We start from the raw sequence: 25,486 nt of genomic DNA, 5'->3' as shown, positions 1-25,486 counted from the left end.
TTCAAAGTCCGAGGTATTGCTTCACCGCTGGCAGACCATCCTTGCCATCGACGGTCTTCACGCCCGCAAGCCATGAATCGAGCACCTGCGGATTCTTCTTGAGATACGCCTTTGCCGCTTCGGCGGGGCGTTCCTTGTTCATCACCGGTTCCATGAGACGGTTTTCGAGATCGGTATTGAACTTGAGGTTCGATACGAACTTGCCGGCGTTCGGGCAGCGTGTGAGGAAGTCGGTATTCGTGAGCGTGTAAACGCGCGCTTCGCCATAGTTGGGGCCGAAGACTTCATCGCCGCCAGCGAGATAGTTGATCTTCATCTGAATGTTCATGGGATGAGGCTCCCAGCCAAGAAACACGACCGGCTTCTTGTCGCGAATGGCGCGTTCCACCGTCACCAGCATGCCCGCCTCGCTCGATTGCACGAGCTTGAATCCGCCGAGCCCGAACTGATTCGTGTCGATCATCCTCTGAATCTTGGCGTTTGCGCTGCTGCCCGGTTCGATGCCGTAGATCTTGCCGTCGAGCTCATCGCGATGCTTGGCGATATCCGCGAACGACTTGATGCCCGCGTCATACGCATAGCTCGGCACGGCAAGCGTGGCCTTCGCGCCAGAGAGATTCGGCGGATCGAGCTTCTGAATGCTCTTCGATTCGAGGAACGGCTCGACCGCCTTTTCCTGCACCGGCCACCAGTAGCCGAGCGACACGTCGATCTGCTTGCTCTTCAGACCCGCGAGCGAAATGGGCACGGAGGCGACCGTGGTCTTCGGCGCATAACCGAGCCCTTCGAAGACGACGGAAGCGAGCGCGGTCGTCGACGTGATGTCCGTCCAGCCGATATCCACGAAGCGCACGTTGCGGCAGCTCGCATCATCGGCGGCAAGCGCGAAGGCGCCGTGAGTCAGTGCGGTCGCGGCACAGGCGCCAGTCAGGAGCAGTTTCGAAACCAGGCGATGTCTCATGGCGTGCTGTTCCGGTGAGGGTTCATTGGATGCCGGTTCGTCGTGCCGGCGTGCATCAAAAGTAACGCCGCATAAAGGCGAACGAACGACCGCTTGCGACCGCGACTTGACCGCATGCGACGTGCTAGAAGAAAGGCCTGCGAATACGGGCCACGCCGGATTGCGCGGGCTTTTTGTGCTTGCTAGCGTGGAGCGTTCGTCCAAAGCGCCACACGCCATTCGATGCCCGTTCCCCAAGACTTCCACTTCCTGCTGCTGCCCGAGTTCTCGTCCATTGGCTTCATGTCGGCGATCGAGCCCTTGCGGGTTGCAAATCGCTTCAGCGGCGAGTTGTATCGCTGGCATATCCTGTCGCCCGATGGCGGGCCGGTGGCCGCGAGCAACGGCATCTCGCTGAATGCGGAAAGCGCGTTCGACAGCGTGACACATGCGGATACCGTGTTCGTCGTATCGGGATTCGAGCCGCTCGCGCGCTATACACGCGGCATCGGCGAGTGGTTGAAGCGGCTGGATCGCGCGGGCGCGACGCTTGGCGGCATCGATACGGGCAGCTTCATACTCGCCGAAGCCGGCCTGCTCGCGGACAAGCGCGCGACGTTGCACTGGGAAGCGGCGGCGGCCTTCGCCGAGCGCTATCCCGCGATAGAAACGAGCCAGGAGTTGTTCGAGATCGATACGCGGCGCATTACGTGCGCGGGCGGCACTGCGTCCATCGACCTCATGCTGGACCTGATCGCGCGCGATCATGGCGCGGAACTCGCGGCGCAAGTGTCGGAGCAGTTCGTGCTGGGGCGCATCAGGCAGCGCTCGGACCATCAGCGCATGAAGATCGCGGCGCGCTATGGCATTCACAATCGCAAGTTGATTCAGGTGATCGGCGTGATGGAGCAGCATATGGAAGAGCCGCTCTCGCCCGATGAGCTCGCGCAATCCATCGGCGTCACGCGACGTCAGCTCGAACGCCTGTTCTGCACCGCGCTAAAGGACACGCCGACGCATTTTTATCTCGGGCTGCGTCTCACGCGCGCACGCGAACTACTGCAGCAAACCGATATGTCGATACTCGCCGTGTGTGTCGCGTGCGGGTTCGAATCGCCGTCGCACTTTTCGCGGACGTATCGCGCGCGCTTCAATGCAAGTCCGCGGCAGGACCGCAGCGCGTTGCGCGCCGTGCCTGCCGCCGCATGATCTTCGTCTCGCCTAGAACGAGTGCCGCATGCCGATGCGCACATCCGACTGCGTATTCGAAGTCGACGGCGTGAAGCTATAACCGATTACGGCATCAATCGGACCCGACGCACGCAGATAATCGCCGGAAACATAGACGTCGGTACGCTTCGAAAGCAGATAGTGCAGTCCGAGCGAACCCTGGTTCCAGTGATTGCCTTCGAAGCGCGTGTGCTGATAACCGCCGTAAAGCGCGAGATCCGGCCTGAACGAATACGACGCGCCGCCTTCGTAGACTTGCATATGCGAGGTCACGCCGAGGCCCTTGATGGTCGTGTACGTGAAGTTGCCCGAGAGCATCAGGTCGCCGAGCGTCCACGCGCCGCCGACTGCAAAGGCGCCTTGTTTATCGACGGGAAACGAGTTCGTGCTGTAGAGGTCCGTGACTGCGCCCGTGGCCGGATCGACCGATACCGTCGGCTGGCCCAAGAACGTGCGCGCGCCGATCATCGCGTAGGGATCGAACGCGTAAATGCCGAACGGGTTGTTCAGTTGCGTATAGGCCGCGCCCACGTTAAAGGTGTTGGCCGCATAGTGCGCGCCCACGCTCCACGCGCTGTTGCGATGAAAGTCGCCCGCGTTATTGCCGAACGAATACATGCCGCCGAAGGTGAAGCCCGCGATATTGTTCGAGAGGAACTTGACCGAGTTCGGCAAGCGGTCGCCGTTCATCCGGTCGAAGTCGCCCTGGTGGATGGCATAGCCGCTTCCCCATGCCGAGATGTTGTAGAGGTAGACCATCTCCTCGGTCATATCTAGCTGATTACCGAACGAGATTTGCCCCCACGGGTTCTTGAGGCCCACATAGGCTTGCCGTCCAAACTCCGCGCCGCCGAATGCATAGCGCCCGGTCCCGAGGCGGAAGCCCGATTCCAGCGCGAAGATCGCCTGCAGTCCGCCGCCCAAATCTTCCACGCCACGAAAGCCGATGCGGTTGCCGTAGGACACGCCATCGTCGAACTTCACGACATGCGAGCCACCGGTGTTGTTCACATAGGTGATGCCTGCGTCGAGAATGCCGTAGAGCGTCACGCTGCTCTGCGCGTGCGATAGGGCCGGCGCGCCTGCCGCGCTCGCCGCGAGCGCGAGTCCCGCAAGACTGGAACGACGGCCGCGGGCGAGTCTCGAAACGCTTCGTGCGGCATGTCCTCTTCTCATCTGCTGCTCCTCTTCTTGTGGGTTGTCGTGTCGTTGAAGGTTGCTGATCGTTCGTCGTGTCCTGCTGAAAGTGCTAAAGACTGCCGCTGAAACGCTGCATTTCGATGCATCGGCGTGCGTGCGCCAACGTCGTAAAAGTAAGGCCACATATAAGCCACGGCTCGACCCGGTGCGACGCAAACATGTCCAGTTGCGACTCGCGCTCATTTGCAGCCCTTCTATTTCGGACATGCCCGATATCGGATTCCTCTGCTCCTACCCATACTTCTGAATCTGTAAAAAAGCGCTACATCGCAACATCTGCATCAACCACTGATCGAACATGACCACTCGCTGCCTGAGCATCTTCCACGTCGACGCCCCTCACGTTCTTGCCAATCACAAGCACTACAGCTCTCGCATGGGCTATGAGCACACCGCTGTTTCCATGGCGGGTATGCAGGGCAAAGCCCAACGAACGCTTCTCAAGTACGAACTCGTGCTGCATCACTTGCGGCAGATGCCTGAAATGGCTTTGCTCGTCTGCTTCAGCGAAGACTGCCTCGTGCTGAACATGTATCCCGTCGAACCCATGGCCGAAGGAAGGCAACATCTGCTTCCTTCGCTCAACGGCAACACGGGCAGTCATCAGGCCGCCGTGCAGGTCTGGCGTAACACGAAGGACATTCGCAACTTCATCGTTCGTTGCATCGGCGAATGCAAGATCGGCGGCGCAACCGATGACGAAGAAACCTTGCTCGCCCCGCTCGACGTCATCGAACCGATGGGCGAGCGCGGTGGTGTCACGTGCGCCATGTTCTGCAATCCACGCTTCACGCCTGTCTGGGCTACGTATCCGAATCTGTGGACCATCGTGATGGACGAAGAGAAGATGTACGGCTACATTCATCCGAGCTTTCGCAACGCGCTCGCCGAGCACATCAACGATTGCCAGCAAAAAGGCGCGCGCCTGCTCGATTTTTCAGCCCATGCGAATGTGCCCGCCGAACCCTTCAGCGTCTACAACCCCGGCCAGCCCATCGCGCTCGTGACCTACTACACGGCTAACGTGCGCGAGTACGGCGCAATCGCCGAATTGAACTTCAAGCGTTATTGCGAGCGTCACGGCTACACGCTCTACGTCTATCGCGATACGCCCGCCGAGGTGGAACCAGGCACGACGGGCACCTGGCTCAAGCCGTGGTTCCTGCGCAAATATCTGCCGCATCACGAATGGGTCATGTGGGTCGATGCCGACATTCTTTTCGTCGATCAATCCAAGCCGCTCGAACCGCTCTTCGCGAATCGCGATCTTCTCGCCGCGCACGACATCGGTCCTTGGATCATCAATGCAGGCGTGCTCGGTTTCAAACGCACGGACCACAATGTCGAGTTCGTCGAAGAGATCTATCGCGCCGTGAGCGCCGCGCCCGACAAGTCGAGCACGTATGCGAACGGCGGCGATCAGACGATCATTGCAAACCTCTTGCGCGAACGTCTCGACTGGGCGCTCGAGGACGGACTGGACTGCATCGGCATCAATACGCCGTGGTATTTTCAGCAGCCTTCCAGCCTGATGGTCCACTTCCTCGCCATCCAGTCGCCCATGCGCGCCATGCTGATGTCGCAGCAGGAACGCGTCAGCTTGCAACTCAACTGATCGTTTTCGATCACTTCACCCCGAGCGCGGTCTGAACGGCTTCCAGGCCGTTCCCGCCGCTCGCAGTCGTCACACCATCGAGCCACGTCTTCAGCAGTTCCGGATGCCGTTTCAATGCGTCCGTGGCGGCTGTATCGACACGCGTCTTCTTCTCCAGCACGTCGGCTATCACGCCGTTTTCCAGATCTACGTCGAACGCCATCTGCTTGAACAGGCGGCCGACGTTCGGGCATTGCTGCTCGTAGCCGTTACGCGCCACCGTGTTGACCGTCGCGCCGCCGAAGTTCGGGCCGAAGTATAGATCCCCGCCATCGAGGTAGGCGAGCTTGAACTTGGTGTTCATGAGATGCGGCTCCCAGCCCAGAAACACGATCCACTTCTTGTCCCGCACCGCGCGATCCACTTGCGTGAGCATGCCCGTCTCGCTCGATTCCACGAGCTTCCATCCGCCCAGCCCAAAGGCTTTGTCGTCGATCATGCGTTTGATGTTCTGATTCGCGGGCGCGCCCGGCTCGATACCGTAGACGCGGTCATCGAACTTGTCGGCGTTCTTCGCGAGATCGGCGAACGAATGCACGCCGGCTGCGGCGACATAGTCGGGCACGGCCAGCGTGAACTTCGCGTTGGATAGATTGGCGCGCACCACCTGCACCGATTTGTCGTCGATGAACGGCTTCACGAGCGGCGCCTGCGCCGGCATCCAGTTGCCAAGGAACACGTCGATCTGGCCTTTCTTGAGGCCTTGATACGTGATCGGCACAGACAGGTTCGCCACGTTCTGCCTGTAGCCGAGCGCTTTCAGAATGACGCCGCTCATCGCATTGGTGGCGTCGATGTCGGTCCATCCCGGACCTGCCATGCGCACCTGCGTGCAGGTCGAGGGATCGGCGGCGAATGTGGGCGAGACCACGGCGACGAGCGCGGCAACAATGAGCGCATGAAACAAGGGCTTTTTCATGGGGCGTTCCTGTCGTTGGAGTTGCTGGTGACTAGCGCGGGACTAGCGCTCGACCGCTGGAAAGCGCGCCATGGCTTCGAGCGTATCGAGGTCGATGTGATTGCGCATGTAGCGCTGGCTCGCATCGACATGCGGCTGCCAGTCCCATGACTGGATCGCACCTTGCGTGGTCGCGGCGAAATGGAAATGGCGGCGGCGCTGACTCATGAGCACATCGCGATGCAGCGCTTCCAGGTCCCAGCGTCGCGCGATCTCATCGCGGAACGCGGTGACCTGCGACGCGTGCCGCGCATCGCTCGCGAGGTTATTGCGTTCGAGGGGATCGGCGGCGACATCGTAGAGTTGATCGGGATCGACACTCGTATGGATGAACTTGTAGCGCCCCCGCCGGATCATCACGATAGGCGCGATTGCACCTTCCGCGAGGAACTCGCCGATGGCTTCGTCATGGCCGTCCGCGCCCGCGAGATGCGGCACGAGGCTTTGCCCATCGATGCTATCCGGCCACGCTGACGGCGCATCGCCGCGCGCAAGTTCGACGAGCGTGGGCAACACATCGAGATGCGATACCGAAGCGCTCACGCGATGCGCATCGAAACGCTTCGGCGCAAACACGATCAAGGGCACACGGCAGCCGCCCTCGAAAAACGTCATCTTGTACCAGAGGCCGCGCTCGCCGAGCATCTCGCCGTGATCCGACGTCACGACGATGGTTGTGTCATTTGCGAGACCCGCCTGTTCCAGCGCTTCGAGTATCGATGCGAATTGATCGTCCACGTACGACACCGCGCCGTAATACGCACGGCGAGCATTGCGAATCTGTCTCTCGGTTGGCGGCGTGCGATCCGTCTCGCAGACATGACGCAGGCGCTGCGAATGCGGGTCGCTGGCTTCGAGCGAATCGCGATACGAAGGCATGTCGATGTCGTCATCGCCATACAGGTCCCAGTATCTTTTCGGAATGGCATACGGGTCATGCGGATGCGTCAGCGACGCGACCATCATGAACGGTCGTACGTCTTTGCCCGCATTGCGCTCGCGCGCGATATCGAACAGCTTCTGACGCGTGGTGAAGGTCACTTCGTCGTCGAAGTCGAGTTGATTCGTGCGCACGCACGGACCTGCGTCGATCACGGAACTCATGTTGTGATACCACGAGGGACGCGCCTCGAAATTCTCCCAGTCGGGCGTCCAGCCGAAATCGGCGGGATAGATGTCGGTCGTCAGCCGCTCCTCGAAGCCGTGCAACTGGTCCGCGCCGCAGAAATGCATCTTGCCGGAAAGAATCGTGCGATATCCCTCGGCACGCAAGTAGTGCGCGAACGTGAGCGTCTCCGAAGGGAACTCGGCCGCGTTGTCATAAGCGCCGATTTGCGAAGGCAGCTTACCCGCGAGCAACGAAAAGCGTGACGGCGCGCAGAGCGGACTCGCGCAGTAGGCCGATTCGAACACCACGCCTTCACGCGCGAGCGCGTCGATGCACGGCGTCTTCGTCACTCCGTTGCCGTATGCCGCAAGCACGAACGGCGTGAGCTGATCGGCCATGAGAATAAGGATATTTTGTTTTGTCTCAAGCATGAATGCATACCTCGAATAGAATCGACAGCGGACACGCGCATGGCGATGCAGGTTCGCTTCATGTGACTATTGCCGTTCAAATGGCCGCTGTGAAGAGAGCAAATCGTTATGCGCCCATAAGGGGGATTTATGCCGCGCCAGGACCGTCTACCGCCCATGCAGGCGCTCTCGATGTTCGAGTCCGCCGCGCGTCTCGCGAGCTTCACTGCCGCCGCGCGTGAACTAGGCTCGACACAGCCCGCCGTGAGCCAGCGCGTGGTGCAACTCGAAGAAGCGCTCGGCGTGCCGCTTTTCGAGCGCGGGCACCGGGGCGTCACCTTGACTGAAGACGGCGCGCGTCTCTTCGAAGCGGTCCGTCAAGGCCTCGATATCATCCGCACGGCTACCGGCGAGATTCGCGCGCGTAACGCTCAGCGCACGCTCACGCTGTTGACCGATTTCGGCTTCGCGACTTACTGGCTCATGCCGCGCCTGCCGCAATTCAAGGCGCTGATGCCCGATGTCGATGTGAAGATCGTCACCTCGCAAAATGTATCGGATGCCGACGGCGAACCGGCGGACGTGGTGATCGCATTCGGCAGTTCGCGCGCGCAGTGGAGTTCGCCGCACGCCATCCGGCTCTTTCCTGAAAGCGTCGTGCCGGTATGCAGCCCGGCGCTCGTGGCACGCAACAAGCCGTCGAGTGCCGCCGATCTGCTCGACTTGCCGCTCTTGCATCTGCAGGCTACGTTGCCCGAACGCTGGCTTTCATGGGCCGGCTGGTTCGAGGCGCATGGGCTGAGCGCGCCGCCGGCGCAAGGCGGCTTCACCTTCAACAGTTACGCGCTCGTCACGCATGCGGCCGTGATGGGCCAGGGCGTCGCGCTTGGCTGGGCGCCGCTCGTCGATGACCTCATCGCCAAAGGTCATCTCATCGCGCTAGACGATACTCCGCTCGTCACCGATCGCGGCTACGTGCTCGTCACGCAACGCGAGCCGTCTGCCGTCGTGCGCGCGTTCAGCAACTGGCTGCTCGATGAATGCGACGTGATCGCCTGACGCTTGCATACCAGCGCGACGGCGCTTCGCTTCTATCCGTCGTGCCCGTGCATTTGCTCTACTAGCGATAACGTTCGCCGCACGAGCGGCGTGGCGACCTTTATCAAATGTGGAGCGTGCATGTCCGCTGAAACCCGTCCCAATCAACTGGTGCTGACCGTTGCGTGTCCGAGCGCGGCGGGGCAAGTTGCCGCCATCGTCGGCTTTCTCGAACGCCATCATGGTTATATCGACGAACTCACCGTGTTCGACGACGACCTGAGCGAACGCTTCTTCGTGCGCTGCGTGTTTCATGGCGCAAGCCGAGACGACACGCTCGATCTGCCGATGCTGCAGCGCGAGTTCGAACCCATTGCCCAACGCTTCTCGATGAACTGGTCGATGCACGATCTCAGCGCGCGGCCCAAGGTGCTCATCATGGTGTCGAAGCTCGAACACTGCCTCGCGGACCTGCTGTTCCGCTGGCGCATGGGCGAACTGAAGATGGATATCGTCGGCATTGCATCGAATCATCCGGACCTGGCGCCGCTTGCGGAACAACACGGTCTGCGCTTTCATCATCTGCCGATCACGGCCGATACCAAGGCGCAGCAGGAAGCGCGTCTGCTCGATCTCTTCGAGACATCCGGTGCGGAACTGATGATTCTCGCGCGCTACATGCAGATTCTTTCCGGCGATACGAGCCGCAAACTCAAGGGCCGCGCGATCAACATCCACCATTCGTTCTTGCCTGGCTTCAAGGGCGCGAAGCCCTATCACCAGGCGCATACGCGCGGCGTAAAACTGATTGGCGCCACTGCGCACTTCGTCACCGACGATCTCGACGAAGGCCCGATCATCGAACAGGAAGTGGAGCGCGTGGATCACTCCTATAGCCCCGAGCGCCTGCTTGCAACGGGACGCGATGTCGAATGCATCACGCTTGCGCGCGCCATCAAGGCGTTCACGGAACGGCGCGTGTTCATCAACGGCGAGCGCACTGTCGTTCTAAGGTAAGCACAAAAAAGGGGTGCCGCGGATTCGCGGCACCCCTTCTTGATCCAGGCGCTGAGACCTTACTTCACCCAGCTGTCCACGCGATCGCCATGCGCGCCGATCCATGCATCGGCGGCGGCTTGCGGCTTCTCACCGTTTTGCGTCGCGAGCATCACGCTGTCGATTTCACCCGGTTTCCACTGGAATTTCTTCAGGAAGGCCACGACCGGCGGGGCCTTCTTTTCAAGTTCCGGATTCACCACGCTATCGACGTGTTCCGCTTCGCCGAAGACCTTCTTCGGATCTTCGAGGAATTTCAGCTTGTACTTCGCGAACATCCAGTGCGGCTTCCAGCCCGTCACGATGATCGGCTTCTTCGCCGCTTCCGAACGCGCAAGTTCAGCGGTCATCGCGCTGCCCGAACTCGGCATCAGCCTGTAGTCGAGGTTATAAGCCTTGATGGCTTCGCTCGTCTTTTGCATCACGCCCGCGCCCGCATCGATACCGACGATGCGCGAATCGAATTCGGCCTTCTTCGCTTCGAGGTCGGTCAGGCTGTTGGCATCGACATTTTCAGGAACGATCAGACCAATCTTCGCATCATTGAAGTTGGGTCCGAGGTCGACGACCTTCGTCTTGAAGTTGTTCCAATACGCACCGTGCGTCACCGGCAGCCACGCGGACAGCGTCGCATCCAGATCGCCGCGCGCCACGCCCTGCCACATCACGCCTGCCGCCACCGGCACGAGTTGCACCTGATAGCCCAGCTTCTTTTCGATGATGCGCGCCGCCACGTTCGACGTCGCCACGCTGTCGTCCCAGCCTTCGACGTAGCCAATCTTGATGGTCGGTTTATCTTCGGCGTTTGCGCCCATGCTCGTGGCCAGTGCCGCAGCCATGGCGCTCAGCACGAACAGTCTTCTCATCGCTTTCATTTGATTTCCCCTTTGCGGCCCCACGCCGTAGCGTCCAGAATCACCAGCCAGAATTGGCCAGTAACGCACTTTTCCGACACTCAGTTGTCCAGAAGCGACGCCGAGTTTTATTTATCCACCACGAGGTCGCTCAAAGGCTTGCTGCAGCACAACAGCACCATGCCCTGATCGATTTCGCGCTGACGAATGCCGCCTGCGTGCTTCATGCTCACTTCGCCCGATACGAGCTTGACTTTGCATGTACCGCACATGCCTTGCGTGCACGATGAGGGTAAACGCACCCCGGCTTTCTTCGCGGCATCGAGCACGTTCTCGTTGCTACCGCATTCGATGTCGCGCCGGATCTTGGCGAAGCTGACTTTGTATGTCGTATCGAGAGGCGCCGCTGGTCGAGGCGCAAAGCCGACTGCCTCTTCACGCGCTTCGACGAAATCGGTCTGTGTGGCGATGGCGTCGGCCACGTGCGCGGTCGTCAACTGCGATGCGACCTCCGCAATGGTCTCGAATGAAAAGCTCTCTTCGTGATAATGCTTGCGATCGAAACCGCCTTCATCGAGAAGATCGCGGACCGCCTTCATATAAGGCGCTGGACCGCACGTGAAGATTTCGCGTTCGAGATAGTCCGGTGCAATCAGCTTCAGTAGCGGCAAGCTGAGAAAGCCCGTCACACCGGCCCAGTTCGTGCGCGTGCCCACGCGCTCGCAAACGAAGGCCGTGCGAAAGTTCGTCTGATTCGATGCAATGAGATCCAGCTCGCGCGAGAAGATGATGTCGTCGGGTGTGCGCGCGCTGTGCACGAAAACGATATCCGCGTCCTCGCCGAGTTCGTGATGCGCGCGGCTCATCGACATGAGCGGCGTGATACCCGACCCCGCCGAAAGAAACAGGAACTTGCGCGCCGGATGCCGCGCACAGGTGAACTCGCCCGAAGGTCCGAGCACACGCACGCGCGATCCCGCAATTACGTTGTCATGCAGCCAGTTCGAAACCTTTCCGCCCGGTACACGCTTGACCGTGATCGAAATGGTGTGCGGCCGCGTGGGCGAAGAGGAAATCGTATAGCAGCGATTGATCTGCTCGCCGTCGATATCGAGTTCCAGTGTAATGAACTGCCCCGGTTCGAACACGAAGCTGCGTTCGCTCGGCGCCTTGAAGAAAAAACTCTTCACGTCGTGCGTTTCCTGCCGGACGTGACAGCAGACGAGTGTGTCGTCGGTATCGCTATTCCAGCGCGCGGGCAGCGCCCCCCAGAACCGCGGCTGGGTGACACGGCTTGCAGTCGGCTCGAACGTGGCCTGATCGCGCATCATGTTTTGCCTCTCGAACGCGCTTAGCGCATGAAGGAAACGACTTTCTCGCCATGCGTGACCACGTCCTTGTCGGGCGTGTTCGCATAGTTATCGAGGCGGCCGATATACCACTCGCAGAACTTCTCCACGAGCCCTTCGGTGAACGGCGAATACGGGCCCGGCTCGTAAGCGCTGCTCGTTGCACCCAGCTGCGAATACTCGACCAACGTGCGGTCCTGTTCGTTCGTTGCGCGCCACACGGCGGTGAGATTGTCGACGTCGTAATCGATACCTTCGCGCGCGTCCTTATGCACGAGCCACTTGGTGCGCACGAGCGTTTCGCCCGCGGACAGCGGAATCACGCTGAACGTGACGATGTGATCGCTCATGAAGTGATGCCACGAATTCGGTTGCGTCCAGAACGACAAGCCGCCCAGGTCCGCGCGCTCGAAGCCGCCAAGCAGCTTCTTCGATGCCACCTTCGCGTCGAGCGTCTGCGATTCGCCATCGCGGTCGAGTGGCAGACGTTGCGTGCGAAAACCGGTGACGAGATCCGCCAGACGTTCGATCTCGGCGGAAGGCAGGTTCATCGCTTCCCATTGCTTCGTGCGTTCGCTCACCGTGCGTTCGAACGCGGCCATGCCGTCCTCGTTCGCAGGGGTGCGTTGATAACCGAAGCCGTATTCATAGAGCGAAATGGTCAACTCGGGATGGTTCGCCACGCAGTGATAGCACTCGCGGTTGTTCTCCATCGTGAGCTTCCAGTTGCCCTTTTCCACGATGTCGATGCTCGCCGCGATCTTGCAATCGGCGAGACCGTGCGGCAAAAGATACGGCTCCATCGACTCGCGCAGCACGGAGAAATCGGCGGGCGGTTCATCGGCGAGACAGATGAAGATCAGGCCCGCGAGGTTCTGCACATGAACCTTCTTGAGGCTATGTTTGCAGCGGTCGAACTGGTCGCCCATGTGTTCGGCGAACATGAGGTCGCCGTTGAGGTTATAGGTCCAGCTGTGATATGGGCACACGATATTGCCGAGCGAGCCTTTCTCCTGATTGCAAAGACGCGCGCCGCGATGACGGCAGACGTTGTGGAACGCGCGAATCTGCATGTCGTCGTCGCGCACGATCAGGATCGAATCGTTGCCGATATCGACGGTCGTATAGTCGCCCGGCTCCGGCACGTCCGGCTCGATCGCAACCTGAATCCAGTGCTGCCGGAAAATCGCGTCCAGGTCGAGCGCGTGAATCTCGTCGCTCGTGTAGAACGGCGCTTCGAGCGTGTGGCCCTTTTTGCGGCGTTCGATCATTGCGCGAACGTCTGCCGAAACTTTCATCGTGTGCTCCGTTGTGCGTCACGTCTGGTGCCCCGCCAACACCCCTGAAATGCGGGCTTGCTGCGCTTTGAACTTAATAATCCACCAGTTGATGCTCGCGCAAATACGCCAGGATCACTTGTGCTTTTTCGACGGAACTCCCTTCAATTACGACGCTTCCGCCACGGCTTTCGGTCGTGGTCGCGGAAAGCATGCGGGCATGGCCGGTGCGCTTTTCGGGCGCGGCGAGGCGCTTGGGCTTCGCGCTCACGGGGCCGACGCTCCATGCGCTCGCTTCCGGATCGACAGGCGCGGCCGCTGCAACCGGTGCGACGCGTCCTTCGCGCATACGCGCATACGCGTAGCGCGGTGTCGCGTTGGCGAGCGGATGCACGGCGATGAGCGCGGGCAACTGCACGCGCACACGACGACGCAAGCCCTTCGGCATGAACTGGCGCACTTCGACGCCTTCGTTCGTCACGTCGATATCGACAGCCGAGCCGACTAGCGCGACGTTCAACGCATCGGCAAGCCGATACGGCAACGTGCCGCTATCGAACGCGCCTTCGGCACGCGTGCCGGTCAAGACGAGTCGATAACCCGCGAGACGTTGCGCGAGTGCCGCGCAGGCATCGCCCGGTGTGTTGAGCACTTCGACGCGCGGCGCGCCCAGTGCGAGATATTCGGCAAGCGCGGGATTGGCGGGGTCGCCTGCATGCAGCACATCGAGTTGCGCGCCGTGTTCCTTTGCAATGTCGATACCGAGGGCGAGCGCGGCCGCGTCGTTGCGGCTATAACGCGCCGTGCCGCTAATAGGATGCCGGCCAGTAGAAACGAGAACGGCTATTTTCATGCGTACGCTCCTTCGGCAAGCGTCGCCGTCTGCAGGATCGGGCTGCCATTGGTACGCGATGCACGCGCGGCCGACGCCGCGTCCGTCAGCGCCTTGATGGTCTCTTGCGTATCCGCGACGATGGTCAGATCCGCACGCTTGGCAATGGGCGCGCTCGCATCGAGATTGACCGCGATGACATGCCGGCAATCCTTGATGCCTTGCAGGTGCTGCACCGCGCCCGAGATGCCGAACGCGATATACACGCTAGCTTCCACCGTCTTGCCCGTGGCGCCGATCTGCTTGTCGCGCGAGAACTTGCCGTCGTCGACAGCCACCCGGCTCGCGCCGATAGCCGCGCCCAAGGTGCTTGCCAACGCTTCGAATGCGGGCACGTCCGTCACGCCGTTGCCCGCCGAGATGATGAAGTCCGCTTCTTCGAGCGCGACTTGGGCCGCGTCCATTTCCTCGATGCCGAGATCGACATACGCGCTCGGCATCGTCGCGGGCACGACGTCTTCGCTATTCACGCGCGCGCCTGCGCCGACGTAAGGCAGCTTGGCATCGACCGCATTCGGTGCGAGCAAGATCACATCGGGTAGCGCACGCAATGCCACCGCGCGGCCAGCATGTGCATACGCAGCGACGTGCTGAAGGTCGAGTTCCACCACGTGTGTGGCGATACTCGCACCGGCGCGCGCCGCGTAACGCCGGCCGAGATCGCCGTCGCCGGTTGCGTTGTCGGGCATGAAGACATGCACGGGCGTGAACGCCGCGACGCAGGCAGCGAGCGCGCGCAGTTCTTCATCCGGTGCGAAATGGCGGCGATCGAAGCCGGGCAGCTCGATATAACGATCCGCGCCGAGCGACGCCGCATCGTCACTGAACGCGCCGAACGCGATCAACACGACTTCGGTTTCATCGTCCGCGAGCAAGGCGGCGGCGGCCAGTGCCTGACGGCCGTGATCGTCGAGCGCGCCGCGATCCGTATGCGCCGCCACCAGCACCGCGCGACGCGACGCTTTCGCCGTGCGGCGCGGCTTCGCTGCATCATGGTGTGTTGCGACGAAGTCAAGCAGCGCGCCGCTGCCGATCTCGCCGAGCGTGATGCGCTTGAGCCCCGCGCTCGTGACGATAAACGGCCTGCGCGGATCGATTCGTTTGATGTTGTCGTTCATCGTGTTACTCCAGCGCCGCGGCGACCAGCTCCGCCACGTCGAGCACTTCGGGACGCGCGCCGACCACGCCTTCGAGCATCGCGGTGCAATTCGGGCAACCCACGGCGACCACTTCCGCGCCTATCGTGCGGGCATCGGCAATGCGGATATCGGGAATGCGCTGCTTGCCGGGAATGTCGGTCAGGGGCGCGCCGCCGCCACCGCCGCAGCACCGTCCGCGCATGCCGTTACGCTCCATCTCCACCACCTTGATGCCGATGGACTTCAGCAGCTTGCGCGGCGCTTCGGTTTCGCCGTTATAGCGGCCGAGATAGCACGGATCGTGATACGTGATCTTCTTGTCGGCGAGCACGGTCGCGGCCTTCGGCGAGAGCTTGCCGTTCGCGACGAGTTCTGCCATCAACGCCGTGTGATGCTGCACTTCATAGAAGCCGCCAAGCGCGCGATACTCGTTGCGCAAGCTATGCAGCACATGCGGGTCCGCCGTCACGATGCGCCGGAACGAATACTGCGAAAGCGTGCCTATGAGCTTCTTCGCGCATGCCTGAAAGGTGGCTTCGTCGCCGAGACGACGCGCCGTATCGCCGGTGTCCGTTTCAATGCCGCCGAGCACCGCGTAATCCACGCCTGCCTTGTTCAGCACCTTCGCCAACGCACGCAGCGTGCGTTGATAACGCATGTCGAACGCGCCTTCGCCCGCGATCAACAAGACATCGACGGGACGACCCGGCTGCGCGACCTGCACTTGCAGATCCACCGACCAGTCGTAACGCGCGCCGATGTCAAACCCGTTCGCGCTGCCCGTTTCACGCAGATTCGCAAGCGTGATCGGACCTTTCCCCGGGACGTTGCCTTCCACGAGCGTCTGATTGCGGCGCATATCGACGATGGCATCGACGTGTTCGATCAGCATCGGGCACTCTTGCACGCAGGCGCGGCACGTGGTGCAGGACCAGATGGTATCGGCTTCGATCATCGTGGAGATGAGCGGCTTGCCCGGTGCGCCCGAATGCCTGCCAACCGGAATGCCGGGGGTCGGGCTGCCGGCGTAGAGCGCATCCGAACCGCCGACCATGCCGACGACGAGATCCTGAATCAGCTTCTTCGGATTGAGCGGTTGTCCCGATGCGAACGCGGGGCACGCCGCTTCGCATTTGCCGCATTGCACGCAGGCATCGAAACTCAGCAACTGGTTCCAGCGAAACTCGATGGGCTTGCTCACGCCATATTCCTGCGCATCGAGTACGGGCACTTTGAGCGCGGTGGGGGGCACGACATCGTGCACGTTCTTCGCTGCAAAGCGCTCCTGACGCGGATGAAACGCGAGATGCAGCAAGCCCGCCATCGCATGCTTCATCGGGCCGCCTTGCGCCGCGCCGAAGGTCATCGTGTATGCGCCCGCCGCGATCAGCAATGCAACGATGATCGCGAGTGCACCCGACATCCACGAAGCCGGCAACAGCATGAACAATGCAAGACCAAGCGCGAATGAACCGAGCAGCAAAGGCAGGCTGTCCCACGGTCCGCGTGACAAACGCGCGGGCACTTCCTTCGCGCCGTGTCTGCGACGGTACACGAACACCGCGCCCACCAGCATGACGATAGCCGCGAGGAAGATCAGCTTGTCGAGCCACGGCGAATAAATGGCGAGGCCGTAGTTGAGGAATACGAGCGCCATCGCGAGAATGGCGCCGCCAGCGGTTGCAACGTGCGTCTTCGCGATATACGGATCACGCGCCACCACATGATGCAAATCCACGAAGTAACGCTTCGGGATGGTCAGCAGGTTAGCCCAGCCATAAGCACCGGCAGTCGTGGCGCGTCCTTCTCGCCAATAGGCCGCGCGCTTCATCACGGCGAAGGCGAGACCCGCCACCGATACCCACAGCAAGACGGTGATGACAAACACGGGGTTCATCGTCTAAAGCCCTCGTCAGAAGTCTTTGCAAAGACGCAGCGCGTCGTAGATCGCGCCGTGGATGTTGTGCATGGAGATGCAGTCGCCGACGCGGAACAAGAGAAAACGCCCGTTTCCAAGCTCTTCCGAAAGACACGGCTGCGCTTCCGATGCAAAGAGCTTGTGCACATCCACCTGCCCGCGATTGAGCGATTCGGGCTTCAGCTTCCAGTACAGGGAATCGTTGGGCGTGCTGCCGTTCTCGATCACGACCTGATCCACCGCGCGCTCTTCCTGTTCTTCCGTGTACTCGTTGCGGATCACGGCAATCTTCTTCCCGTCTTCCTCGTACACCTTGTCGAGCCAGTAGTTCGGCGTATGGATCACGCCTTGCGCATAAAGCCTTCTATAAAAGATGGGGAACGTGGTGCCGCCGACGTCATCGGCGACCTTCACGTCCGGCGTCACGATCTCGACATTGCCGCCACGGCTCGAGATGAAGTCCGCGACGCCCGCGCCCGCATGCGTGCTCACGCCGTCATAAACGAGCACGTTCTTGCCCGGCTCGACCTTGCCCGAGAGAATGTCCCAGGCGCTCACCGCGAGACCTCGTTCGACGCCCCATGCAGGCACTTGATCCGTGAACGACGAGCCGCCCGTCGCGAGCACGACGATGTCCGGCTTCTCGGCCATGATGGCCTTGTCGTCGGCGGCGACACCGAGACGACGATCCACGCCGAGCCGCTTCGTTTCCATGTCAAACCAGCGCACGATGCCCGCCATCTGCTCGCGCTGCGGCGCCTTCGCGGCAAGCATGATCTGGCCGCCAACGTAATCGTTCTTCTCGAACAGCACGACATCGTGACCGCGCGACTTCGCCACGCGCGCCGCTTCGAGTCCCGCGGGCCCTGCGCCGACCACCACGACTTTGCGCTTCGGCCCGCGCGTCTTTTCGATGACATGCGGCATGGTCGCTTCACGCGATGTCGCCGCGTTCTGCACGCACAACACATCGAGTCCGTTGTACTGCCGGTCGATGCAGTAGTTCGCGCCGACGCACTGCTTGATCTCGTCCTCGCGGCCATCGCGAATCTTGATCACCATATGCGGGTCCGCAATCTGCGCACGCGTCATGCCGACCAGATCGACCATGCCGTTGGCGAGCAGACGTTCCGCCTGACCCGCATCGCGAATGCTTTGCGCATGCATGATCGGCAGCTTCACGACCGACTTGATGCCCGCCGCGAGATGCACGAAAGGCTCGGGTGGCAGCGCCATCGGCGGCATGCAGTTGGCGAGCGTGTTATGCGTATCCGCGCCCGAACCGATCACGCCGATGTAATCGATGAGGCCCGTTTCAGCCATCGCTTGAGCGATCTCTTTCAATTGTTCGTGATCGAGACCGTCTTCATGGAATTCGTCGCCGCACATGCGCAAGCCAATTGCGAAGTCGGCGCCCACGGCTTCGCGCACGGCCTGCAGCACTTCCTTACCGAAGCGCAGACGGTTTTCGAGCGAACCACCCCATTCGTCCGTGCGAAAGTTGGTGCGCGGACTCCAGAACTGATCGATCAGGTGCTGATGCGCCGCCGAGATCTCGACGCCATCCATGCCCGCATCCTTCACGCGCTTCGCGGCCGCCGCGAAATCCTGAATGATGCGCTTGATCTCTTCCACTTCGATGATCTTCGCGTTGCCGCGATGCACCGGCTCCCGCACGCCCGAAGGCGACATCAGATGCGGCCAGCTCTCGCCTTGCCACGCCGAACGCCGGCCCATGTGCGTTGCCTGAATCATGATCTTCGCGCCATGCCGATGCATCGCTTCGGCCAGCCGCGAGAGCGGGTCGATGACCTTGTCGGTCGACAGGTTCACCGACTTCCACCAGCCTTGCGGGCTGTCGATCGACACCGGGCTCGAACCTCCGCAAACGGCTAGCGCCACGCCGCCCTTCGCCTTCTCTTCGTAATAGCGGATATACCGGTCGCCGGGCAGACCGCCTGGCTCGGCATAGACCTCGGCATGCGCGGTACTGACGATACGGTTACGCAAGGTCAGTTTGTTCAGCGTGAGTGGCTTGAAAAGGTTCGGGTAACGCATTGCGGGCGACCTCGGAAAGGTTTTGCTTTGAAGCCTTTATTTCGATGCGAGCGGCGACACTTCGAACACACAATGCTCGCAGCCTTCCGCGGCGCATTGCGTTTCGATCGAGTGCGAACGCGGCCCCTTCTTCGTGCTGTCGGGTGCGGTGTCGTTGACCCAGTCCAGCGCGCCGGCGAACCATCCGGCGAACATGTAGCAAAGCTTGCCGTGCTTGCCCGGTTGCGCGAGCACGAAGGACGAGTGACGCAGATGCACGCGCGCCATGGCGCTCTGCGGGTCGGATTCGACGATATCGAAGACACCCCAGCCGCGTTGCGACAGGCGCTTCAGGTAATGCTCGAACACCGCCATGCCCGCTATGCCGTGCTTGTCCGCCTCCTTGTCGCACCAGTGATAAGCGGACTTGTAGCCCGCCTTGTAGAGAATCGCGGCGTACGCTTCGCGGCCGAGCGCTTCTTCCACGGCCACGTGGTTGTTGGTGAAGAAGTGGCGCGGCACATACAGCATGGGCAGCGCGTCGGTAGTCCAGACGCCCGTTTCTTGATCGACGTCGATAGGCAGTTGCGGTTGCATCGCGGGTTCCCTGTTCTTGTTGGAGTCAGACGCTCCAGACTTCGCCGAAGAAGCGCATCCAGTTCTCGCCCATCACCTTCTTGATACGCGTCTCGCCCCAGCCCGCTTTTTCCATCGCGGCCGTGAGGTTCGGGAACTCGCCGATCGTGCGAATGCCTTCCGGATTCACGACCTTGCCGAAGTTCGTCAGACGGCGATAACGGCCCTTGTCGTGCGTGATCCAGTCGAAGAACTCGGTGCTGTAGCCTTGCGTGAAGTCCGTGCCGATGCCCACCTTGTCTTCGCCGATCACGTTGATCACGTAGTCGATGGCTTCGAGATAATCGTCGACGGTCGCGTCCGGGCCTTTCTTCAGGAACGGCGAGAACATGGTCACGCCGACGAAGCCGTTGGCGTCCGCGATCTCTCTCAGCTGATCGTCGGTCTTGTTGCGCGGATGGTCCTTGAGTCCCGAGGGACAGCAGTGCGAGTACGTGACAGGCTTCTTCGAGCAGGCGATGGCATCGGAAGAAGTCTTCGCGCCCACGTGGGAAAGATCGACCATGATGCCAACGCGATTCATCTCGTGGATCACTTCCTTGCCATAACCCGAGAGTCCGCCGTCCGGTTCATAGCAACCCGTGCCGACCAGGTTCTGCGTGTTGTAGCAGAGTTGCACCACGTTCACGCCGAGCTCCTTGAAAACTTCGATATAGCCGAGGTTGTCCTCGAACGCATACGAGTTCTGGAAGCCGAAGATGATGCCTGTCTTGTTTTCCTTCTTTGCGCGCAGGATGTCGTCGGTCGTGCGCACGAGCGTGAGAATCTCGCTGTACTCGCGAATCTGTTGCTTCATCTCGGCGATGTTGTCGATCGTCTTCTGGAAGTCCTCCCAGACCGAAACCGTGCAGTTCACCGCGGTGACGTTACCTTTGCGCATGTCCTCGAACACGGAGCGCTCGAATTTGGAGATGTTCAGGCCGTCGATGATGATGCTGTTGTCGTGCAGAGTGCTCATCGTTGATAACTCCGTGTGCTTAGTAGATGGGGAAGCGTTCGCACAGCGCGAAGATCTCGCGGCGCACGCGTTGTTCGGTTTGCGGATCGCCTTCCGGATGCTCGCGCAGCGATTCGAAGACTTCGAGAATCAGGCGGCCGGTTTCGCGGAACTCGTTGACGCCGAAGCCGCGCGTCGTGCCTGCCGGCGTGCCTAAGCGAATGCCCGAGGTGACGGTCGGCTTTTCGGTATCGAAGGGAATGCCGTTCTTGTTGCAGGTGATGCCCGCGCGTTCCAGCGCGTGCTCGACCTGATTGCCCTTGAGGCCTTTCGGGCGCAGATCGACGAGCAGCAGATGGTTGTCCGTGCCGCCGGTGACGAGATCGACGCCACCTTCCTTGAGCACTTCGCCGAGCGCTTGCGCATTTGCGAGCACGTTGTCGATATACGTCTTGAAGTCCGGCCGCAGCGCTTCGCCGAAGGCCACCGCCTTGCCTGCTATCACATGCATCAGCGGGCCGCCTTGCAGGCCGGGGAACACGGCCGAGTTGATCTTCTTGGCGATGTCTTCGTCGTTCGTGAGGATGAAACCGCCGCGCGGACCGCGCAAGGTCTTGTGCGTGGTGGACGTGACCACGTGCGCATGATCCACGGGGTTATCGTGACGCCCCGCCGCGATGATGCCCGCGATATGCGCCATATCGACCATGAGCTTCGCATCGACGCTATCGGCGATCTTGCGCAGACGCGCGAAGTCCAGCTTGCGCGGGTACGCCGAGAATCCCGCGATCAGCAATGACGGCCTGTGTTGCTTCGCGAGTTCCTCGATCTGCTCGTAATCGATCAGCATGGTGTCGCGGTTCACACCGTATTGCACCGCGTTGAACCACTTGCCCGAAAGCGCGGGCTTCGCGCCATGCGTGAGGTGACCGCCCGCATCGAGCGACATGCCGAGAATGGTGTCGCCGGGTTTGGCGAGCGCAAGCATCACGGCGCCGTTGGCCTGCGCGCCCGAATGCGGCTGCACGTTGGCGAACTTCGCGTTGAAGAGCTGCTTGATGCGATCGATGGCGAGCGCCTCGACTTCATCGACGAATTCACAGCCGCCGTAATAGCGCTTGCCCGGATACCCTTCCGCGTATTTGTTCGTGAGCACCGAGCCTTGCGCTTCCAGTACGGCGCGCGACACGATGTTTTCCGACGCGATCAGTTCGATTTGCGATTGCTGGCGCTCCAGTTCTTTCAGGATCGCGCCGCGCACCGAAGCGTCGCTGGATGCAAGCGGGGCTTCGAAGAAGGGATTCGAGTTCGACATTGGCAGGTCCGTGGGTCAAGTGTGACGGTCGTTCGACGGCGGTGCGGGTGGCTCTTCGGATACTTTTCCGTTTGCCGTCGCGGCCGTAATCGTTGCGTCTATTCTTGACGTTCGTCCTGCCGGTCAATTTACGAATTTAGACGTGTTCTTGGCCTTTTCCGACATGCGCGTCTTTTTTCGACAAGTGGCCCGATGGATTTCGGTGTAGCGATTTATTCGGTGCGCCGCTGCACTGTCGCGGAACGCCCGTGCGCTTCGAAGGTGCGCGCCCTTGCTCGTGGCGGGTCGGCGAGGAAATCGCGTCTATATGAAGCATGCACGATGCCTCGCGAGGCTCAGGGTTTAGCCTGATGGCATGGTAGTTGCAAACGAAACCAAAATGCAAAAAGCGGCAAAGCGCCGCATCTGACGGCGTCAAACAATAGATTCGAAGGAATCATTCCTCACATGTCCCCCGATCGCACGGCGTCGCTGTCGCACTTCGCTTTCATGCCGCTTCCCAACTTCACCATGATCGCTTTCACCAACGCGATCGAAGTCCTGCGCATGGCGAACTATCTGACGGGGCAGCCGTTGTATCGCTGGTCGATCGTGAGTCCCGATGGCGGTCCCGTCACCGCGAGCAACGGCTTGTCCGTCGATACAGGTCCGGTGGAATGCGTGGGACAACCCGATATCGTGTTCGTGGTCGGCGGCATCGATGTGCAGCGCGCGACCACGCCCGCACATCTCGCCGCGCTGCGCCGCTTCGCCCGCATGGGCAGCGTGCTCGGCAGCCTCTGCACCGGCACTTATGCACTGGCTCGTGCGGGCTTACTCGCGGGCTATGCGTGCGCGATCCACTGGGAGAACATGTCGGCGCTCAAGGAAGAGTTTCCCGACACGCGCTTCCTGAAGGAACTGTTCGTGATCGACCGCGATCGCGTCACGTGTACCGGCGGCGTCGCGCCGCTCGACATGATGCTCAATCTCATCGCATCCCGCGTGGGTACGGCGCGCGTGACACAGATCGCCGAGCAATTCATCGTCGAACATGTACGCGATACGAGCGCGCAGCAGCGCATGCCGCTCGTGGCACGACTCGGATCGGCCAACAAGTCGCTCTTCGAAGTGATCTCGCTCATGGAGAACAACATCGAGGAGCCGCTGTCGCGCGAGGAACTGGCGCGCCTTGCCGGCATGTCGCAACGGCAATTGCAGCGGCTCTTTCGCGAGCATCTCGGCATGACGCCGACGCACTACTATCTCACGCTGCGTCTGCGGCGCGCGCGCGAACTGCTGCTGCAAACCGATATGTCGATCATGCATATCACCATGGCTTGCGGCTTCCAGTCGGCGTGCCACTTCTCGAAGAGTTATCGCGATGCCTTCGGAACCGCGCCCACGCGCGAACGCCGCAAGCAAGCGCCTTCGCTTGCGGCGGTTGCACCTTCGGCGCTGGTTGCCTGATACCGGTTCGGACAAAAAGAGCCGTTGGCTTGCAATAGCCAGCGGCTCTCTTCATTCCAGGCCGATTACGCCGCTTTCAACAATCCGTGCGGATCGAGCACGAACTTCCTCGGCGCGCCGCCATCGAACTTTCTGTAGCCTTCGGGCGCTTCATCGAGCGAAATCACGGACACGTTGACGATATCCGCAATCGGCAAACGATCCCACAAGATGGCCTGCATCAGATTGCGGTTGTACTTCATCACGGGCGTCTGTCCCGTGTGGAACGAATGCGACTTCGCCCAGCCAAGGCCGAAGCGAATGCTGAGACTGCCCTTGCGCGCGGCGGCATCGGCGGCGCCGGGGTCATCGGTGACATAGAGGCCGGGAATGCCAATGGCGCCCGCTGCCTTCGTGATCTCCATCAGCGAATTAAGCACGGTGGCCGGTGCTTCCTCGCCGCTGCCGCTGCCGTGACCGTGTGCCTCGAAGCCCACGCAATCGACCGCGCAATCCACTTCCGGCTTGCCGAGAATCTGCTCGATCTGCTCGCCGAGCGTCGCGTCCTTCGAGAGATCGATGGTCTCGAAACCCATCTTGCGCGCGTGCGCCAGGCGCTCTTCGTTCATGTCGCCGACGATGGTGCACGCTGCGCCCAAGATGCGCGCCGATGCCGCCGCCGCCATTCCAACCGGTCCCGCGCCCGCGATATAGACCGTCGCGCCCGGTTTCACGCCCGCCATCACCGCGCCGTGATAACCCGTCGGCAAGATGTCGGAGAGACACGTGAGGTCGCGTATCTTCGACATGGCCTGTGCCTTGTCCGGAAACTTCAGCAGATTGAAATCGGCATACGGAACCATCACGTATTCCGCCTGGCCGCCTATCCAGCCGCCCATATCGACATAACCATACGCGCCGCCAGCACGCGACGGGTTCACGTTCAAACATACGCCCGTATGTTGCGCCTTGCAGGTCGGGCAGCGCCCGCATGCCACGTTGAACGGCACCGAAACGAGATCGCCAATGGCAAGCGTCTCCACATCGCGGCCGATTTCGATCACTTCGCCCGTGATCTCGTGCCCGAGCACGAGGCCGACTTCCGCCGTCGTGCGGCCGCGCACCATATGCTGATCCGAGCCGCAAATGTTGGTACTGACTACGCGAAGAATGACGCCGTGGCCGATGTCGCGCCCGCGTGGATCGACCATCTTCGGATAGTCGATGGACTGCACTTCCACCTTGCCCTGCCCCAGATATACGACGCCGCGATTGCTGCTCATTGATCGTCTCCATGTCTCGTGGACGGCTCGCGCGATGCACCGTCACGGTTCATCGCGCCCGTTCGTCGAGCGTAGCGCCGCTAGTCGCGCACGACCGATCTCCAATGCGACGCGGGTTTGACTCAAACCGACATGACGCTCTTCGGCGGTTTTTATTGATTGACCGTTCAATATAAAACCCCCTAACATCGAATCGAACTGACAGCCGAAGCGACCATGCCCAAACTCGGAATGCGCGAGATTCGTCGCGCGCAACTCATCGACGCGACCTTGCAGACCATCGACGAAGCGGGCCTCGGCGGTGCGACGCTCGCCTCGGTGGCGCAGCGCGCGAGCACATCGACGGGAATCGTCAGTCACTATTTCGGCGACAAGGACGGGCTGCTCGAAGCCACCATGCGTCATGTGCTGCGTAATCTCTGGCAGGCCACGTCGCGTCGCCGCAAGGCCGCGAAAGCCGAGCCGCGGGCGAAGTTGCGCGCAGTGGTCGCCGCGAATTTCGATGTCGAACAGGTGAACGGCCCCGCCATGAAGACATGGCTCGCGTTCTGGTCCGAGAGCATGCACAAGCCCGAGTTGCGGCGTTTGCAGCGTGTCAACACGCGGCGACTCTATTCGAATCTATGCGCGGACTTCTCGCGCGCCTTGACGAAGCCCGCCGCGCGCCGTGCGGCCAGCGGTCTTGCCGCGCTTATCGACGGTCTCTGGCTGCGCGGCGCGCTTGCAGGCGAACCGTTCGATACGAAGTCGGCGTTGCGCCTCGCTTACGACTACATCGACCTGGTGCTCGAAGCGCGCGGCTAAAACCCTCCATCCTCAAAGGAGCA

21 protein-coding genes are annotated in these 25,486 nt (G+C 61.2%); 6 read left to right on the top strand and 15 right to left on the bottom strand.

From position 1 onward, the window contains the following. Position 1: 1 nt before the first annotated feature. The gene (locus NCT03_RS15565; protein ID WP_250493055.1) at positions 2–961 is read right to left on the bottom strand and encodes a choline ABC transporter substrate-binding protein; all 960 of its coding nucleotides are present in this window, start codon (positions 959–961) and stop codon (positions 2–4) included. 222 nt (positions 962–1,183) lie between these two features. Between NCT03_RS15565 and NCT03_RS15560 the strand changes: the two genes are divergently transcribed. Further along, a complete protein-coding gene (locus NCT03_RS15560; protein WP_250493054.1) occupies positions 1,184–2,149 on the top strand; it encodes a GlxA family transcriptional regulator in 966 nt (321 codons plus the stop codon). Positions 2,150–2,161: 12 nt separating this feature from the next. Here NCT03_RS15560 and NCT03_RS15555 read toward each other — a convergent pair whose 3' ends face one another. Next, complete coding sequence (locus tag NCT03_RS15555) at positions 2,162–3,346, bottom strand: porin (RefSeq protein ID WP_250493053.1); 1,185 nt, start codon at positions 3,344–3,346, stop codon at positions 2,162–2,164. A 322-nt stretch (positions 3,347–3,668) separates the two neighbouring features. Here NCT03_RS15555 and NCT03_RS15550 point away from each other — a divergent pair, with 322 nt between their 5' ends. After that, a complete protein-coding gene (locus tag NCT03_RS15550; RefSeq protein WP_250493052.1) occupies positions 3,669–4,985 on the top strand; it encodes a glycosyltransferase family protein in 1,317 nt (438 codons plus the stop codon). Between the two features lie 10 nt (positions 4,986–4,995). On the opposite strand, the gene NCT03_RS15545 is transcribed toward NCT03_RS15550, so the two are convergent. Both NCT03_RS15545 and betC read right to left on the bottom strand, forming a co-directional pair. Beyond that, positions 4,996–5,943, bottom strand: coding sequence for a choline ABC transporter substrate-binding protein (locus NCT03_RS15545; RefSeq protein WP_250493051.1), 948 nt, complete (start codon positions 5,941–5,943; stop codon positions 4,996–4,998). 42 nt (positions 5,944–5,985) lie between these two features. Continuing rightward, positions 5,986–7,521, bottom strand: coding sequence for a choline-sulfatase (gene betC, locus NCT03_RS15540; RefSeq protein ID WP_250493050.1), 1,536 nt, complete (start codon positions 7,519–7,521; stop codon positions 5,986–5,988). A gap of 129 nt (positions 7,522–7,650) precedes the next feature. Between betC and NCT03_RS15535 the strand changes: the two genes are divergently transcribed. Both NCT03_RS15535 and purU read left to right on the top strand, forming a co-directional pair. Then, on the top strand, positions 7,651–8,559 hold the full coding sequence (locus NCT03_RS15535; protein ID WP_244829048.1) for a choline sulfate utilization transcriptional regulator: 909 nt from the start codon (positions 7,651–7,653) through the stop codon (positions 8,557–8,559). 120 nt (positions 8,560–8,679) lie between these two features. Beyond that, the gene (purU, locus tag NCT03_RS15530) at positions 8,680–9,555 is read left to right on the top strand and encodes a formyltetrahydrofolate deformylase (RefSeq protein ID WP_250493049.1); all 876 of its coding nucleotides are present in this window, start codon (positions 8,680–8,682) and stop codon (positions 9,553–9,555) included. A gap of 59 nt (positions 9,556–9,614) precedes the next feature. On the opposite strand, the gene NCT03_RS15525 is transcribed toward purU, so the two are convergent. The 10 genes from NCT03_RS15525 to NCT03_RS15480 all read right to left on the bottom strand — a co-directional run bounded on the left by NCT03_RS15525 (position 9,615) and on the right by NCT03_RS15480 (position 21,948). Continuing rightward, on the bottom strand, positions 9,615–10,469 hold the full coding sequence (locus tag NCT03_RS15525; protein ID WP_244829046.1) for a glycine betaine ABC transporter substrate-binding protein: 855 nt from the start codon (positions 10,467–10,469) through the stop codon (positions 9,615–9,617). Positions 10,470–10,576: 107 nt separating this feature from the next. Next, a complete protein-coding gene (locus NCT03_RS15520) occupies positions 10,577–11,779 on the bottom strand; it encodes an FAD-binding oxidoreductase (RefSeq protein WP_502800375.1) in 1,203 nt (400 codons plus the stop codon). 20 nt (positions 11,780–11,799) lie between these two features. Then, on the bottom strand, positions 11,800–13,095 hold the full coding sequence (locus NCT03_RS15515; RefSeq protein WP_250493048.1) for an aromatic ring-hydroxylating oxygenase subunit alpha: 1,296 nt from the start codon (positions 13,093–13,095) through the stop codon (positions 11,800–11,802). Between the two features lie 73 nt (positions 13,096–13,168). After that, positions 13,169–13,927: an adenine nucleotide alpha hydrolase family protein gene (locus tag NCT03_RS15510; RefSeq protein ID WP_250466431.1), complete on the bottom strand. Its 759-nt coding sequence runs from the start codon at positions 13,925–13,927 to the stop codon at positions 13,169–13,171. Further along, positions 13,924–15,084, bottom strand: coding sequence for an electron transfer flavoprotein subunit alpha/FixB family protein (locus tag NCT03_RS15505; RefSeq protein WP_250466430.1), 1,161 nt, complete (start codon positions 15,082–15,084; stop codon positions 13,924–13,926). The genes NCT03_RS15510 and NCT03_RS15505 overlap by 4 nt, the downstream gene beginning before the upstream one ends. A 4-nt stretch (positions 15,085–15,088) precedes the next feature. Then, a complete protein-coding gene (locus NCT03_RS15500; RefSeq protein WP_250493047.1) occupies positions 15,089–17,002 on the bottom strand; it encodes a (Fe-S)-binding protein in 1,914 nt (637 codons plus the stop codon). A gap of 15 nt (positions 17,003–17,017) precedes the next feature. Continuing rightward, on the bottom strand, positions 17,018–19,081 hold the full coding sequence (locus tag NCT03_RS15495; protein ID WP_250493046.1) for an NADH:flavin oxidoreductase: 2,064 nt from the start codon (positions 19,079–19,081) through the stop codon (positions 17,018–17,020). A 36-nt stretch (positions 19,082–19,117) separates the two neighbouring features. Further along, the gene (locus NCT03_RS15490) at positions 19,118–19,657 is read right to left on the bottom strand and encodes a DUF5943 domain-containing protein (RefSeq protein ID WP_250493045.1); all 540 of its coding nucleotides are present in this window, start codon (positions 19,655–19,657) and stop codon (positions 19,118–19,120) included. A 25-nt stretch (positions 19,658–19,682) separates the two neighbouring features. Further along, a complete protein-coding gene (locus tag NCT03_RS15485; RefSeq protein ID WP_250493044.1) occupies positions 19,683–20,654 on the bottom strand; it encodes a dipeptidase in 972 nt (323 codons plus the stop codon). Positions 20,655–20,673: 19 nt separating this feature from the next. Next, on the bottom strand, positions 20,674–21,948 hold the full coding sequence (locus NCT03_RS15480; protein ID WP_250493043.1) for a serine hydroxymethyltransferase: 1,275 nt from the start codon (positions 21,946–21,948) through the stop codon (positions 20,674–20,676). Between the two features lie 447 nt (positions 21,949–22,395). Between NCT03_RS15480 and NCT03_RS15475 the strand changes: the two genes are divergently transcribed. After that, the gene (locus tag NCT03_RS15475; RefSeq protein ID WP_244829037.1) at positions 22,396–23,397 is read left to right on the top strand and encodes a GlxA family transcriptional regulator; all 1,002 of its coding nucleotides are present in this window, start codon (positions 22,396–22,398) and stop codon (positions 23,395–23,397) included. A gap of 65 nt (positions 23,398–23,462) precedes the next feature. Here the strand turns inward: NCT03_RS15475 and fdhA are convergent, their stop codons facing one another. Next, positions 23,463–24,659 carry a formaldehyde dehydrogenase, glutathione-independent gene (gene fdhA, locus NCT03_RS15470; RefSeq protein WP_244829036.1) on the bottom strand — a complete coding sequence of 399 codons (1,197 nt, stop codon included), beginning with the start codon at positions 24,657–24,659 and terminating at the stop codon, positions 23,463–23,465. A gap of 216 nt (positions 24,660–24,875) precedes the next feature. On the opposite strand from fdhA, the gene betI reads away from it, so the two are divergent. Continuing rightward, complete coding sequence (gene betI, locus NCT03_RS15465; protein WP_244829035.1) at positions 24,876–25,463, top strand: transcriptional regulator BetI; 588 nt, start codon at positions 24,876–24,878, stop codon at positions 25,461–25,463. The last annotated feature ends 23 nt before the right edge of the window (positions 25,464–25,486 follow it).

It is taken from the genome of Caballeronia sp. GAWG1-1 (assembly GCF_023631465.1).
In the GTDB taxonomy this organism is placed as follows: Bacteria; Pseudomonadota; Gammaproteobacteria; order Burkholderiales; family Burkholderiaceae; genus Caballeronia.
This window is presented reverse-complemented; position numbering and strand designations above follow the sequence as displayed.